At 44.8% G+C, this 13,910-nt stretch carries 14 protein-coding genes; 7 read left to right on the top strand and 7 right to left on the bottom strand.

Annotated elements, in window-relative coordinates; genetic code table 11:
* Positions 1-39 precede the first annotated feature (39 nt).
* From J8Z23_RS19040 to secF, 3 genes are all read left to right on the top strand, one after another.
* Positions 40-519, top strand: a complete 480-nt coding sequence (locus tag J8Z23_RS19040; protein ID WP_258673740.1) for a hypothetical protein — start codon at positions 40-42, stop codon at positions 517-519.
* Between the two features lie 165 nt (positions 520-684).
* On the top strand, positions 685-2,523 hold the full coding sequence (gene secD / locus J8Z23_RS19035) for a protein translocase subunit SecD (RefSeq protein ID WP_434635760.1): 1,839 nt from the start codon (positions 685-687) through the stop codon (positions 2,521-2,523).
* A 2-nt stretch (positions 2,524-2,525) separates the two neighbouring features.
* Positions 2,526-3,428 carry a protein translocase subunit SecF gene (gene secF, locus J8Z23_RS19030; RefSeq protein ID WP_005397711.1) on the top strand — a complete coding sequence of 301 codons (903 nt, stop codon included), beginning with the start codon at positions 2,526-2,528 and terminating at the stop codon, positions 3,426-3,428.
* A gap of 62 nt (positions 3,429-3,490) precedes the next feature.
* Here the strand turns inward: secF and J8Z23_RS19025 are convergent, their stop codons facing one another.
* The gene (locus J8Z23_RS19025) at positions 3,491-3,757 is read right to left on the bottom strand and encodes a hypothetical protein (protein WP_012842361.1); all 267 of its coding nucleotides are present in this window, start codon (positions 3,755-3,757) and stop codon (positions 3,491-3,493) included.
* Positions 3,758-3,773: 16 nt separating this feature from the next.
* On the bottom strand, positions 3,774-4,394 hold the full coding sequence (locus J8Z23_RS19020; RefSeq protein WP_048624835.1) for a LysE family translocator: 621 nt from the start codon (positions 4,392-4,394) through the stop codon (positions 3,774-3,776).
* Between the two features lie 1,007 nt (positions 4,395-5,401).
* Between J8Z23_RS19020 and J8Z23_RS19015 the strand changes: the two genes are divergently transcribed.
* From J8Z23_RS19015 to phaC, 4 genes are all read left to right on the top strand, one after another.
* Positions 5,402-6,142, top strand: a complete 741-nt coding sequence (locus tag J8Z23_RS19015; RefSeq protein ID WP_434635758.1) for an SDR family oxidoreductase — start codon at positions 5,402-5,404, stop codon at positions 6,140-6,142.
* A gap of 12 nt (positions 6,143-6,154) precedes the next feature.
* A complete protein-coding gene (locus tag J8Z23_RS19010; protein WP_434635857.1) occupies positions 6,155-7,363 on the top strand; it encodes an acetyl-CoA C-acetyltransferase in 1,209 nt (402 codons plus the stop codon).
* Between the two features lie 44 nt (positions 7,364-7,407).
* Complete coding sequence (locus J8Z23_RS19005; RefSeq protein ID WP_005398278.1) at positions 7,408-7,755, top strand: phasin family protein; 348 nt, start codon at positions 7,408-7,410, stop codon at positions 7,753-7,755.
* Positions 7,756-7,835: 80 nt separating this feature from the next.
* A complete protein-coding gene (gene phaC / locus J8Z23_RS19000) occupies positions 7,836-9,611 on the top strand; it encodes a class I poly(R)-hydroxyalkanoic acid synthase (RefSeq protein WP_005398277.1) in 1,776 nt (591 codons plus the stop codon).
* A 203-nt stretch (positions 9,612-9,814) separates the two neighbouring features.
* Here phaC and J8Z23_RS18995 read toward each other — a convergent pair whose 3' ends face one another.
* The 5 genes from J8Z23_RS18995 to J8Z23_RS18975 form a co-directional block, all read right to left on the bottom strand.
* Positions 9,815-9,949: a TIGR02808 family protein gene (locus tag J8Z23_RS18995; RefSeq protein ID WP_005373546.1), complete on the bottom strand. Its 135-nt coding sequence runs from the start codon at positions 9,947-9,949 to the stop codon at positions 9,815-9,817.
* Positions 9,950-9,960: 11 nt separating this feature from the next.
* Entirely contained in the window at positions 9,961-10,539 is a 579-nt protein-coding gene (locus tag J8Z23_RS18990) for a NapC/NirT family cytochrome c (RefSeq protein ID WP_005398274.1), read from the bottom strand.
* Between the two features lie 28 nt (positions 10,540-10,567).
* Entirely contained in the window at positions 10,568-11,023 is a 456-nt protein-coding gene (locus J8Z23_RS18985; protein WP_031780699.1) for a nitrate reductase cytochrome c-type subunit, read from the bottom strand.
* Between the two features lie 78 nt (positions 11,024-11,101).
* On the bottom strand, positions 11,102-13,591 hold the full coding sequence (gene napA / locus J8Z23_RS18980; protein ID WP_006741149.1) for a periplasmic nitrate reductase subunit alpha: 2,490 nt from the start codon (positions 13,589-13,591) through the stop codon (positions 11,102-11,104).
* Complete coding sequence (locus J8Z23_RS18975; RefSeq protein ID WP_005398456.1) at positions 13,588-13,896, bottom strand: chaperone NapD; 309 nt, start codon at positions 13,894-13,896, stop codon at positions 13,588-13,590. The genes napA and J8Z23_RS18975 overlap by 4 nt, the downstream gene beginning before the upstream one ends.
* Between the last annotated feature and the right edge of the window lie 14 nt (positions 13,897-13,910).

Below are 13,910 nucleotides of genomic sequence, written 5' to 3'. Positions count from 1 at the left end.
GTGAAAAAACTCGACTCGTTTTGTTTTTAGTGAGTTCTTATGTCTCAGATTTGCTTGAAAAAATTGATTTTTATGCTGCTTGCGATGGTGTTGCTACCAGCGCATGTTTTTGCTGCGCAAATCGATCAGAAAGCTCATTTACCTTACTTTTCTAAGCTGCAACCATTTGTTGCGAGTATTGCTTTTGCAAATACCTCAATCGATTTTTCTGAAGTCTCAGAAGAAACGACGCAGTCTCCGATTTCTGAAAGTCACGCAAGACTCGATACGCTAGCCCTATTTAACACTCAACGTTGGGTTTCTCACTTACGTGAAGGCCTTGATGATGAGCATGTTGACGTTGTTGGTGACCTAAACACGCCTTTCTATGCTGACGCAGGTTATGCCTACAGCCTGATGGATATCAATTGGCGTCAAAACCAGAACACTTTTTATCATTTCACAAGCGATCATCGCATTTCTGGTTGGAAAGAGACCAACGCAATGTACGTCGCACTCAATAGTCAATTTTCTGCCTAAACACCGTCTATTTGCACCATTGTGCACTCTTAACACGACGATTGTATTCAACAGGGCGTAACCGTCCTGAGCATTTCATACCCTGAATTTTTTTCTGGGGGCATCTGTCGTGTGTTAAGCCTTGTTATTAAAAGCTTCACTTTGTAGTGAAGGGATGATGTTTACATGAAAAAAACACCAAAGCAGCAAAAGAACAGAAAGCTGATGAATCACTATTCAGCTTGGAAATATGTCGTATTAATCACGACGGTCATTATCTTAACGTTAAGCGCGATTCCGACTTGGTTCGGTGAGCAACCATCGATCCAGCTGACGTTTTCAAACCAAAACAGCAGTGAAATGTCGGTTGTTCAGTTGAATCAACTACTGAAAACTAATCACATCTCAGCAGACAAAATCATCGAAAAAGATGGCAAAACGACCATTGTATTCGATGATGAAAATGCGCAAAGCAAAGCTCGTGCGTTACTAAACAATGAGCTAAATAAAGAAGACAGCATTACCTTCTCATATGTGTCTGTTGCTCCAGAGTGGCTGAATGAGATGGGTTTTAGCCCAATCAAACTCGGTCTTGACCTTCGCGGTGGGGTACAGTTCCTCTTGAATGTCGACGTAAATAAAGCATTTGAGGAGCAACGTAATGCTTTGATCGATGAGATCAAAGCAAGCCTGCGAGATCAGCGCGTGCGCGGTGTACAAATTCGCGCAGAAAGTGGTAACCGCATTGCGGTAAACAGTGAGAGTGATACCGCCCTGGCTGAAGTAAATAAATTCTTGCGTCAAAACTATCCAGGTTGGGTGGTGAAAAGCTCGTCTCGCGGTTTTGTTCTTGAGCCAAGTGAGCAGAATATTCAAGAGTTCCAATCAACGACATTGCAACAAAACTTGAAGATTATGCGTGGTCGTATTGAAGAGCTAGGCATTACGGAAGCATTAGTTCAGCGTCAGGGTAAAGACAGCATTCGTATTGAGCTCCCAGGTGTACAAGACCCAGCACAAGCGAAAAACGTTATTGGTGCCACTGCGAGTTTGGCATTCTACGAAGTGAAAGATGCAGGCCAAGCGCGAAGCGGCCAAGATCTTGTGCTGAAAGATAACGATGGCCGAACTGTTATTCTGGAGAAACGACCAGTCCTAACGGGTGAGCACATTGTTAACGCTCGTACAGGCGTCGACAATATGGGTATGTCAGAAGTTAACATCTCGCTTGACCACGCGGGCGGTAAAAAGATGAGTGATTTCTCTGCAACGCATATTGGCAAGCCAATGGCGACGGTTTATCGCGAATACAAGACAAACGATCGTGGCGTAACAGAGCGCAGCGAGCGCGTTATCAGCGTTGCGACTATTCAATCTCAACTTGGTAGCCAGTTCCGTATTACCGGCGCTGGCAGCATGGACGAAGCGCAGCAGTTAGCGCTATTACTTCGTGCGGGGTCGCTAACAGCCCCGGTTACTATCGTAGAGGAGCGTACTATTGGTGCTTCTTTGGGGGCTGAAAACATTGAAAATGGCTTTGCGGCACTTGCTTTGGGTATGGGTTTAACACTGACCTTTATGGCGCTTTGGTACCGCCGCTTAGGTTGGGTGGCGAACGTGGCGCTTTGTGCCAACATGCTTTGTTTGCTTGGCTTAATTGCCTTGTTACCAGGTGCGGTGCTAACACTTCCAGGTATTGCAGGGTTGGTGTTAACCGTTGGTATGGCAGTGGACACCAACGTTATTATCTTCGAACGTATTAAGGACAAAATGCGTGAAGGCCGCAGTTTCGCTCAAGCGATTGATCTGGGCTTTGATAGCGCGTTCTCGACCATCCTTGATGCCAACATTACTACCATGATCACCGCCGTGATTTTATACGCCATCGGTAACGGCCCAATCCAAGGCTTTGCCTTAACACTCGGATTAGGTTTGTTAACCAGTATGTTTACAGGCGTATTTGCCTCTCGAGCAATGATCAATTTAATTTGGGGCCGAGATGCCCGTCGTGATGTGAGGGTTTAATCATGGTCGAAATGCTAAAACAAAATATTCGTAAAATTCGCCACTTTACTACGCTAGTTTCTATCGTTTTGACGGTGATCGCACTTGGTGCTCTGGGCTTTAAAGGGTTGAACCTCGGCTTGGATTTTACTGGTGGTATGGTGACAGAAGTGAAAGTCGATAAGTCGTTAACCAACCACGATCTGCTTGATGCACTGCAACCAAAACTTGGTGAATCAACCTCTGTCACCCGCACAGGTGAAGATGGTCGTTGGCTCATTCGCTACTCCGCCCCTGAAGAAGGGCAAACTCTGCCAAGTGTGGAAGAGGTATTAAAGCCAGTTTCACATCAAGTTGATGTCGTCAGCAACAGTATTGTTGGTGCTCAAGTTGGCCAGGATTTGTTTGACCAAGGCGGTTTAGCACTATTGATTTGTGTGCTGAGCATCCTTGGTTACTTGTGTTTCCGTTTTGAATGGCGCTTAGCGAGTGGCTCTGTATTTGCTCTGGCTCATGACGTAATTGTCGTCCTCGGCTTCTTCGCCGTTACCCAAATGGAATTCAACTTAACGGTTTTTGCTGCCGTATTGGCAATTTTAGGCTACTCATTGAATGATTCGATCATCATTTCAGATCGAATTCGTGAGCTACTGATCGCGAAACAAAGTTGGAAAATGGAAGACATCAATGACCAGGCTGTCATCGCGACGTTCTCTAGAACGATGGTGACTTCAGGCACAACACTGATTACTGTTGGTGCACTATGGATTATGGGGGGAGCACCGCTAGCGGGTTTCTCAACAGCGATGTTTATTGGTGTGCTATCAGGTACATGGTCTTCCATTTCCATTGGTACCGTATTACCTGAACTGTTCAAGCTCGAACCGAAGCATTACTTGCCTGTTGAGATTGATACCGCGCCGTAATACGAGGTGCTGAAGGTAAAAAGTGCTCGCGCCATTCAGTTTGAGTGGCGTTTTACTTTGTGCTATTTCACACGCATCAGACGGTGTTTGACGTGACCTAAATCGAACTCAATGATTTGAGAGCGCTTCATCGATTCAACCAGGCGCAGCATGGATGTGTGATAACCTTTCTTTTTCATCCATTGCAATGGCTCGGAAAAGCTGTCTTCGTTTACAACGTAAGATTCGCCTTTGTGTTCTCCAGCATAAACGTTTACGACCCAAACCCGGGCCTGAAAATCTAATACTTCACTTATGTTTCGCGTAATTTTTCTTAGGATATTTTTCATCATTTCCAGCGTTGCTTTAGCTCAGTAATAGCCAAACACCAACCCCCATCATTAAAGTGCCCGCGATACGGTTCATCAGGCGCACATTCTTTGATTGACCCAACACGCGTTTCAGTCCTTTACCACCCGTGGCATACAGAGACATACAAATGAACTCAAAAAGAAGGATGATGGAGACAAGCACGATCAGCTGTGGAGCAAGAGCCGCATTTTGATCGATAAAAGGCGGCAGCAGAGAAATCATAAATGCCCAGCCTTTTGGGTTTGCGATAGCGGTAACGAAGCCTTGCATGATGAGCGCGACGTTGCCACTTCTGGGTTTTTCTAAATTATCGACATTTATTGCTAACTTACCTCGAGATCGCCACATTTCTACACCAAGATAGAGTAAGTAGCCGCCACCAATAAACTTGAGTGCGATAAACATCCAAGGATAGTTGAGCATGATAGCGGCGATCCCTAATACGGCCGAGACTGAAACCAGCGCGACACCGACGAGTTCACCAATCATCATCCATAATGTGCGGCGATAACCGATACTCATTCCTAGCGTTAAGGCGAGCGTCATGCACATTCCTGGTGTAATTGAGACAAAAAAGAAGGTAGGGATGAACATACTGAGCAATGCAAGATTCATGTTTGTTGATAACTAAGTGATTTGATAGAAGCCACAAAGATAGTGCAAATTGATAAAGGATACTATCCCCAAATATCCCCAAATAACCTCAAGGTGCTTAGGTTCAGCGAGAATGACTTGGCTCACAGGCACGGCAACGATTTGAAGATCTAGTGGTTCTAAATCAAAAATCGTTAACAAAGGCTGTGGGATAAGGCAACTCGCCCTGCGGAGCATGTCACTGACACGATTTCTGCATCTTGACGTCATTTGGGTATAACATCAATTTACTTGGGTTAAAGAATCTAGATGATTGCTTTAGGAGATGGTACCACCGAATATTGCACCGTACCGGTACTTCAATAGATTAAAAGTGATTCGATACGTTAAATGCTAGTTAATTGATGTTATTTGGATATTTAAAATAAAACTGAAATTATTTTTTAATTGCTGCGTCATAATAGTGCGAACTGCACCAAAATGAGACGTTTTCTTCTATTGTTTACATTCTAAATATACCACTTTTCATAAGCGAAACTATAAATATAAAATTAAGTTTATACTGTCAGTAATATCATTTAAGTTAGTAATTAAATGATATTACTGACAATTGCTTATATTGATATTTGAATTATTATTCTAATCGTATTTATAGATAACAACTCTCAGCATGAGAGTTGTATCTGAAATCATGAGATGATGTAACGTCCACTGTTCGGTATGTAACTTATTGATAAATAATGCTTAAATTTATGTTTTGATAAGCTTGTGTTTAACTTTATTTTATTTAAAACAATGACTTATAAATAGTTAACCATTTTATAACATTTCATGTTTAATGAGATCTAAATCAATCTTATGCAAATGGATTAGTTTTTTATTTGAAATGTAATATTTCTGGTTTAACTTAAAATAAAAGGCATCACAGGATTGATAGCCAAAAGAATAAATAAACACGTCAGTTGGTGATTTATTTCATCAGTGTATTTAGTTTGCTTTTTTAAATGCCGTTAAGAATGGAGTCTTCGATGAAGAAAGTCGCTTTGATCACCGGATCAAAAGGCGGAATTGGTTCTGCTATTTCCTCTCAATTAGTGAATGATGGTTACCGTGTAATCGCTACGTATTTCACAGGCAACTATGAATGTGCGTTGGAGTGGTTCAACAGTAAAGGGTTTACCAAAGATCAGGTTCGCCTTTTTGAGTTGGACGTAACAAACACTGCAGAGTGTGCAGCAAAGTTAGCGCAATTGCTTGAGGAAGAAGGGACCATTGATGTCGTTATCAACAACGCAGGTATCACACGTGATGGCGTGTTTAAAAAGATGACTGCGCAAGCTTGGAATGACGTCATTAATACCAACCTCAATAGTCTATTCAACGTTACGCAACCTCTGTTCGCTGCGATGTGCGAAAAAGGCGGTGGTCGTGTCATTAACATCTCCTCAGTCAATGGCCTAAAAGGGCAGTTTGGTCAAGCAAACTACTCGGCGGCGAAAGCTGGGATGATAGGTTTCTCTAAAGCCTTGGCGTATGAAGGTGCTCGCTCGGGTGTGACAGTAAATGTTATTGCGCCTGGTTACACTGGTACACCAATGGTTGAGCAAATGAAGCCAGAAGTATTGGAATCCATCACGAATCAAATCCCAATGAAACGCCTTGCTACAACAGAAGAAATTGCAGCATCAGTCAGCTTCTTGGTCAGCGATGCAGGAGCCTATATCACCGGTGAGACTTTGTCGGTGAATGGCGGCCTATACATGCACTAAGGAGAGAAGATGATGGAAAAAGTGTTTATCGTAGCAGCGAAGCGCACTCCAATTGGCGCCTTTGGTGGCAGTCTTAAAAATACCTCTGCTGGTAATTTGGCAGCAGTAGCGATTAAAGGCGCGTTAGAAGCGGCAAAGTTGGCTGGTGATAAGATTGATGAGGTGATTGTTGGCAACGTTGTCGGCGCAGGCCAAGGCATGGGGGTTGGTCGTCAGGCGGCATTGTTCGCTGGGATTCCGGACGCGGTTCCTGCGTATGGCGTAAACATGGTTTGCGGCAGTGGCATGAAAACCGTCATGGATGCGGTTTCACATATCCGTAGTGGCGATACAGAGATTGTTGTTGCAGCAGGTGTTGAGGTCATGTCTCAGATTCCGTTTACCGCACCAAGTAGTATCCGTGATGGCAACAAAATGGGCAATCTAGAGCTGAAAGACCTGCTCGTAGCAGACGGTTTAACCGACGTTTATAACCAATATCACATGGGTGTGACGGCAGAAAACGTTGCAAAAGAAATCGGCCTAACCCGTCAACAGCAAGACGAGTATGCGCTGTCTAGCCAACAGAAAGCGGTGGCGGCAATCGAAGCGGGCAAATTCAAAGACGAAATTGTGCCCGTAGAAGTAAAGCAACGCCGTGAAACGGTGCTACTTGATACCGACGAATACCCAAAGGCTAATGCGACCATGGAAGCGTTAAGCAAGCTGCGCCCTGCTTTTGACCGTGAAGGCACTGTGACTGCGGGGAATGCATCAGGTATTAACGATGGTGCGAGTGCAATTATCGTCGCGTCTGAGAGCGCAGTTAAAGCACATGGACTCACGCCTATTGCTGAGATCGTAAGCTATGCGCAATCGGGGCTTGATCCGAAAATCATGGGTCTAGGTCCAGTGGAGTCAGTCAATAAAGCATTAGCAAAAGCGGAATTAACGGTAAACGACATTGACGTTTACGAGCTAAACGAAGCATTTGCTGCGCAAGCACTTGGCGTGATTCATCAGTTGGCGGAAACCAACCAAGTTCCCGTTAACGCGATTCAAGATAAAGCGAACTTTAATGGTGGTGCTATCGCGCTAGGTCACCCACTTGGTGCATCGGGCAACCGAATCTTAGTGACGCTTGTTCACGAGCTTCATAAGCAAAATGGTCAATATGGTGTCGCATCACTTTGTGTGGGCGGCGGCATGGGGACGGCTGTGGTTCTAAAAGCAGTTAAGTAATTATTTAAACGGACATTTTTAATTCTTTCTCTAGGAGATAAACCATGTACACAGATTTCTTCAAAACTTTTAGCGATCAAACTGAAAAAAATCTAGAACCTTACTTGAAGTTCAACAAGCTAGTGACAAAAAACGTAGAAGTGTTGACTGAGCTTCAACTGAACGCAATTCGTACTTACAGCGAAGTGGGTCTGAACCAAATGAAAGCGGCATCAGAAATCAAAGACGTAACGTCATTGACTGCTTTCAACAGCCAGCAACTAAGCGTTCTTACTAAGCTTTCTCAACAAATGATGGACGACAGCAACAAGCTTCAAGCTATTGCAAAAGAGTTCAAAGAAGACGTTGAGAAAATGACTTCGGAAAATCTAAAGACTGTTACTCCAGCGTAATTTGTCCGATTCTCGCCGCCTTAGGGTCTCTAGACCCTAATTTGGGCGGCGTTGTTTTTTCCGAATATAGGAGTAAGACTATGTTTCAGCACTTCTTTTCGGACTATCTTGTACAGCTTCAACAAACCAATCAACAGTGGTGGCATGATTTCGAAGTGAACAAGGCAGTCGTGAACTCTCCTTTAAATAAGGCCATGCAAGAAGTGAACTTGGAAGACACTGCCAAACTCTTCGAACAAGCTGTAAATCAACCTGCTGCGATCTTAAAACTGCAAGCAGAATGGTGGGAACAGCAGCTACAAATTTGGCAGAATGTCGCGTTGGCGGGTAACCAAAAACAGGTCATTGAAGCAGAAAAAGGGGACAAGCGTTTTTCTAATGAAGCGTGGCAAAATGAGGTGATGTATAGCTTCATTAAGCAATCCTACCTGTTATTCAGCAAGACTTATTTAGATACAATTGAGTCACTCGAAGGTTTGGATGAAAAATCTAAAGAGCGAATACTTTTCTTTTCCCGTCAAGCCATCAATGCACTTTCCCCTTCGAATTTCATCGCGACGAATCCAGAACTCTTGAAACTGACACTTGAGCAAAACGGTCAAAACCTTCTGGCTGGCTTAGAGCAGTTAAAAGAAGACGTTGAGTCCAGCGCGGACATTTTGAAAATTCGTATGACGAATAACAATGCATTCCGCGTGGGTGATGACGTTGCGACCACTCCGGGCGATGTGGTTTTTCAAAACGAATTGTTTGAGTTGATTCAATATCGACCTCTAACAGAGAAAGTGAATGCGACGCCACTGCTCATCGTTCCGCCTTTCATTAATAAATACTACATCCTTGACTTAACAGCGAAGAACTCAATGGTTCGATGGTTGCTAGAGCAGGGACATAGCGTATTTATGATGTCTTGGCGCAACCCAGGCAAGGCACAAGCGCATGTAGAGTTTGGTGACTATGTGACAGAAGGCGTCGTCAAAGCTGTCGCGGCAATTGAAGATATAACGGGCCAAGAGCAAATCAACGCGGCTGGTTACTGTATCGGTGGTACGGTTCTGGCGAGCACGGTTGCGTACTATGCGGCAAAACGTATGAAGAAGCGTATTAAATCAGCGACTTTCTTCACCACATTGCTCGACTTTTCTCAGCCAGGCGAAGTTGGCGCGTACATCAATGACACCATTGTGAGTGCAATTGAGGCGCAAAACAACGCAAAAGGGTATATGGACGGTCGTTCATTAAGCGTCACATTCAGCTTACTGCGCGAAAACAGCTTGTACTGGAACTACTATGTAGACAACTACTTGAAGGGTAACAGCCCAGTCGATTTTGACTTGTTGTACTGGAACAGTGACAGCACCAACGTGAGTGCTGCCTCCCATAACTTCTTGCTTCGTGAGCTCTATTTAGAGAATAAGCTAGTGCAAGACAAAGGCGTCAAAATTGGTGGGGTATGGATTGACCTAAACAAGATCAAAATTCCTAGCTATTTTGTATCAACGAAAGAAGACCATATTGCTTTATGGCAGGGAACTTATCGTGGTGCCCTGAACACTGGTGGCAACAAAACGTTTGTTCTCGGTGAGTCGGGTCATATTGCGGGTATCGTGAACCCTCCAGCGAAAAACAAGTATGGTTATTGGTTGAACGATACTTTGGATGACTCGGCTGACGAGTGGTTGAATAATGCAGAGCACAAAGAGGGCTCGTGGTGGACACATTGGAATGAATGGCTACTTCAATTCAATCCTAAAGAGCAAGTCGAACCATTCCCTATTGGCTCGGAAGATCACCCAGCAATCGATGAAGCGCCAGGGCAATACGTCAAGCAGGTTCTGCCAGTAAAAGAGTCTTAAACAACTCCCTATAGCAGTAAATTTTAGCGACCTTTATGGTCGCTTTTTTTGGTCGTTACTGACTACCTTATTATACCGATTGAGTATATGTATCGGTTGAGGACATTTTGGGCCGAAAGTGACGGTGAATAAAAAGGCGCCGAGTAGATACTCAGCGCTTAGTGTCAACAAATAGGCAAGTTGACGGGTAGAGGTGCGTTACGTTACACCTCTTTATCCTTACCAAATGACAGCAGCCAGAGAGAGATTGCTGCTACTGCCACAAAGCCGGAAAGAATAATCACAGGCATGGCGCTATAGCCAAGGATATGCCAAATTACAGATTCTAAAGTACTCATGGTAAGTCTCCTTAGTGCCAGCCTTCAACGCCGCTCATGTCCGGTAGTTTGTGCGCGATGCCTTTGTGACAATCTACGCAGGTTTTCTCTCCAGAAGCTAGCGCAGTAGAGTGCTGCTCCGCTGCTCGTGAGCCTTGTTGAGAGTAATCCATGTAATCAAACTCGTGACAGTTACGACACTCAAGAGAGTCATTCTTTTTCATTCGCGCCCACTCTCGCTCAGCAAGGTGTCCTCGACGCTCTTGGAACTTCTCTGGTGTATCGATAGTACGCAGAACATAGTGAGCGAATAGCTCTTTGGATGCTTGTACTTTACGAACGATCTTATCTGTCCATTCATGAGGAACGTGACAGTCTGAGCAGATGGCACGAACACCAGAACGGTTAGAGTAGTGAATTGTTTCTTGAATTTCAGCAACGATTGGTGCGTGACAGCCAGAACAGAACTCTTCTGTGTTGGTTGCCTCCATACCTGTGTTGAATGCGCCCCAAAATAAAAGACCGCCAGCAAAACCTAAGAACAAAACCACACCAGCGGCAGCTTTACTTGGGTTCTTCAGTCTTTTCCAAAACGCTTTAAGTATTTTCATAAATAACCTCTTCGTACTCGCGTTTCAATTACTGAAGCGAATCAACTGCCTCGAACTTGTTTTCAACTAGTGGCTTAGCATTAGTTTGTGGCACGTGGCATTGCAAACAGAAGTAACGACGAGGAGACATATCCGCCAATACAGCATCTTCTCGGTTTACATAGTGCGTTACGCTAATTTTAGTCGCGCCTGACTCTTTTGCATTTTTCCAGCTGTGGCACGCAAGACACTTGTTAGCATTTAACGATACTTCGTAGTGACGGATGCTGTGTGGGATCAACGGTGGTTGATAAACAAAGCTATCTTCAACAATCTGGTCTTTAGGGAAGTCTTTGAACTCATCTGCTGGGCGTGTGTCTTCCAATTGAGACATTCCACGTAGAGACTCTAGACCACCAATGCCACCTGGATTATCTAACTCAGCTTGCGCAATGCCTGTCACTAAAGCACCTACAGATAAAAGTGCGACAAGTAATTTTTTCATCATTTCATCTCCGCCTTTATGGCTTAAATTCTTTATTAGGCCGCCATAGTGACGGCCGTAGCATTCGGTATCTGAAGGTTAAGCAATCTTAGTGATTTTGACTGGACACTTCTTAAAGTCTGTCTGTTTAGACAGTGGGTCAGTCGCATCTAGGATGAGCTTGTTAATCAAAATACGTGCATCAAAGAACGGTACGAATACCAAACCTTTTGGCGGACGGTTACGACCGCGAGTTTCAACACGAACGCGTACTTCGCCGCGTTTGTTTGCCATGAGTACTTCTTCACCACGACGAACGTTACGCGCTTTTGCGTCTTCAGGGTGCATGTAACACACTGCGTCTGGTACTGCTTTGTATAGCTCAGGTACACGACGAGTCATGGTGCCTGTGTGCCAATGTTCAAGAACACGACCAGTACATAGCCACATATCAAACTCATCGTTTGGCACTTCTGGTGGCGCTTCATATGGTGCAGAGATAATCTTCGCTTTGCCGTCAGCATTGCCGTAGAAATCCCAACCAGAACCTTCTTTTGCGTATGGGTCAGAACCTTCTTTAAAGCGCCATTGTGTTTCCTTACCATCAACAACTGGCCAACGTAGACCACGCACTTCATGGTAACGGTCGTATGGTGCTAAATCATGCCCGTGACCACGGCCAAATGTTGCGTATTCCTCAAACAGACCTTTTTGAACATAGAAACCGAAGTGGTGGGCATCGTCATTCAATTCGCGAGCTTCTTCGATAGGGAACTTGTCGACATTACCATTGCGGTATAGTACGTCGTACATGGTTTTACCACGGTACTGAGGCGCTTTCGCTAGCAGCTCTTCAGGCCACACTTCTTCCATTTTGAAGCGTTTCGAGAACTCCATTAGCTGCCACAGGTCAGATTTTGCCTGACCGACCGTGCCCACCTGTTGGTACCAAGCTTGAGTACGACGCTCTGCGTTACCGTAAGCACCTTCTTTCTCAATCCACATTGCTGTTGGAAGAATAAGGTCTGCTGCTTGCGCTGTCGCTGTTGGGTATGGGTCAGACACAACGATGAAGTTTTCAGGGTTGCGGTAACCTGGAAGACGTTCAGTGTTGATGTTTGGACCCGCTTGCATGTTGTTGTTACATTGAACCCAGTAACAGTTCAGAACACCATCATTCAACATGCGATCTTGCAATACGGCGTGGAAGCCAGGTTTTGGTGGAATCGTACCTTCTGGCAGTTTCCAGATGTCTTCCGCAATCTTACGGTGTTTCGGGTTAGCTACTACCATGTCTGCAGGTAGACGGTGAGCGAAAGTACCAACCTCACGAGCCGTACCACACGCAGATGGTTGACCCGTTAGTGAGAATGGGCTGTTACCCGGAGTCGAGATCTTACCGGTTAGTAGGTGGATGTTGTAAACCAAGTTATTCATCCACACGCCACGAGTATGTTGGTTCATACCCATTGTCCAAAGTGACATTACTTTTGTATTTGGATTGGCGTATTGCTTCGCAAGCTCGATAAGCTTCTCTTTTTCAACACCAGAGATTTCAGAGGCTTTCTCAGCGGTGTAAGGTGCAACAGACTTTTTGTACTCTTCGAAAGAGATAGACGTTAGTTTGCCTGAGTTAGGATTCTTCGCTGCTTTTTGTAGCGGATCATCGTCACGTAGGCCGTAACCGATGTCGGTATCTGCTTGAGTGAAGTTGGTGTGCTTGTTTACGAAGTCCCAGTTTACCGCATCGTTTTCGATGATGTAGTTCGCGATGAAGTTAGCAATCGCTAGGTCAGACTGTGGATTAAAAATGTAGCCGTGATCTGCCAACTCAAATGAACGGTGGTAGTAAGTAGAAAGCACGTTCACTTTAACGTGAGGGTGACTTAGGCGACGGTCAGTAATACGAGTCCATAGAACAGGGTGCATCTCTGCCATGTTCGAGCCCCATAGAACGAAAGCGTCTGCGTTCTCAAAGTCATCGTAACACCCCATCGGCTCATCGATACCGAATGCGCGCATAAAGCCAACTACAGCAGAAGCCATACAGTGACGAGCGTTTGGATCAATGTTGTTTGAACGGAAGCCAGCTTTCATTAGCTTTGACGCAGCGTAGCCTTCCATTACTGTCCATTGGCCTGAGCCAAACATACCTACGCTTGTTGGACCTTTTTTCTCGAGGGAAGCTTTCCATTTCTCAGCCATGATGTCGAAAGCGTCATCCCAAGAGATAGGTGTAAATTCACCGTCTTTGTGGAATTTGCCATCTTTCATTCTCAGCATCGGCTGAGTCAGACGGTCTTGACCGTACATGATCTTAGAAAGGAAGTAGCCTTTAATACAGTTTAGGCCTTTGTTTACTGGTGCTTCTGGGTCACCCTGTGTTGCTACCACTTTGCCATTTTGAGTACCAACAAGAACAGAACAGCCTGTACCACAGAAACGACAAGGTGCTTTGTCCCATGTGATTTTGGTTTGATCAGAGCTTGCAATCAGGTTGGCTGCAGATGCTGGTAGTGTCACACCTGCGACAGCAGCAGCTGATGCAGCCGCGTTTGCTTTCACAAACGCACGTCTTGTCATTTTCATACTTCACCCTCGATTTGGGAATGTTGTGTTCCAGTGTCTTCTTCATCCGTTTCTTCAAGCCCAGTTTCGATTTGGTGATAAACCAATACCGTGCTCAAGACATTCGGTAAATTGTTAATGGCATCGATAGTGTCTGTGATAAAACCTTGGTTCTCGGTTTCAAGCACGACGATAATCTTGCCTTCTGGACTATCACCATAGATTTCCGCATTTTCATGTGCTTCGATCTGTTGTTTGATTTCGTCCAGATGTTCCGGCAGTACATGTACTACCAAACTTGAAATATGCACTTCATTTAGTGACATATAGCTCTCTCATT

Origin of the sequence: Vibrio sp. SCSIO 43086, from assembly GCF_051132235.1 — a bacterium.
GTDB lineage: Bacteria > Pseudomonadota > Gammaproteobacteria > Enterobacterales > Vibrionaceae > Vibrio > Vibrio diabolicus.
Note: the sequence above shows the minus strand (reverse complement) of the source record. Positions and strands in the feature narration are given on the sequence as shown.

Excerpts from the sequence above, each read along its gene's own strand:
- J8Z23_RS19040 (WP_258673740.1), top strand. The coding sequence starts at position 40 with ATGTCTCAGATTTGCTTGAAAAAATTGATTTTTATGCTGCTTGCGATG.
- secD (WP_434635760.1), top strand. The coding sequence starts at position 685 with ATGAAAAAAACACCAAAGCAGCAAAAGAACAGAAAGCTGATGAATCAC.
- secF (WP_005397711.1), top strand. The coding sequence starts at position 2,526 with ATGGTCGAAATGCTAAAACAAAATATTCGTAAAATTCGCCACTTTACT.
- J8Z23_RS19025 (WP_012842361.1), bottom strand. The coding sequence starts at position 3,757 with ATGAAAAATATCCTAAGAAAAATTACGCGAAACATAAGTGAAGTATTA.
- J8Z23_RS19020 (WP_048624835.1), bottom strand. The coding sequence starts at position 4,394 with ATGAATCTTGCATTGCTCAGTATGTTCATCCCTACCTTCTTTTTTGTC.
- J8Z23_RS19015 (WP_434635758.1), top strand. The coding sequence starts at position 5,402 with ATGAAGAAAGTCGCTTTGATCACCGGATCAAAAGGCGGAATTGGTTCT.
- J8Z23_RS19010 (WP_434635857.1), top strand. The coding sequence starts at position 6,155 with ATGGAAAAAGTGTTTATCGTAGCAGCGAAGCGCACTCCAATTGGCGCC.
- J8Z23_RS19005 (WP_005398278.1), top strand. The coding sequence starts at position 7,408 with ATGTACACAGATTTCTTCAAAACTTTTAGCGATCAAACTGAAAAAAAT.
- phaC (WP_005398277.1), top strand. The coding sequence starts at position 7,836 with ATGTTTCAGCACTTCTTTTCGGACTATCTTGTACAGCTTCAACAAACC.
- J8Z23_RS18995 (WP_005373546.1), bottom strand. The coding sequence starts at position 9,949 with ATGAGTACTTTAGAATCTGTAATTTGGCATATCCTTGGCTATAGCGCC.
- J8Z23_RS18990 (WP_005398274.1), bottom strand. The coding sequence starts at position 10,539 with ATGAAAATACTTAAAGCGTTTTGGAAAAGACTGAAGAACCCAAGTAAA.
- J8Z23_RS18985 (WP_031780699.1), bottom strand. The coding sequence starts at position 11,023 with ATGAAAAAATTACTTGTCGCACTTTTATCTGTAGGTGCTTTAGTGACA.
- napA (WP_006741149.1), bottom strand. The coding sequence starts at position 13,591 with ATGAAAATGACAAGACGTGCGTTTGTGAAAGCAAACGCGGCTGCATCA.
- J8Z23_RS18975 (WP_005398456.1), bottom strand. The coding sequence starts at position 13,896 with ATGTCACTAAATGAAGTGCATATTTCAAGTTTGGTAGTACATGTACTG.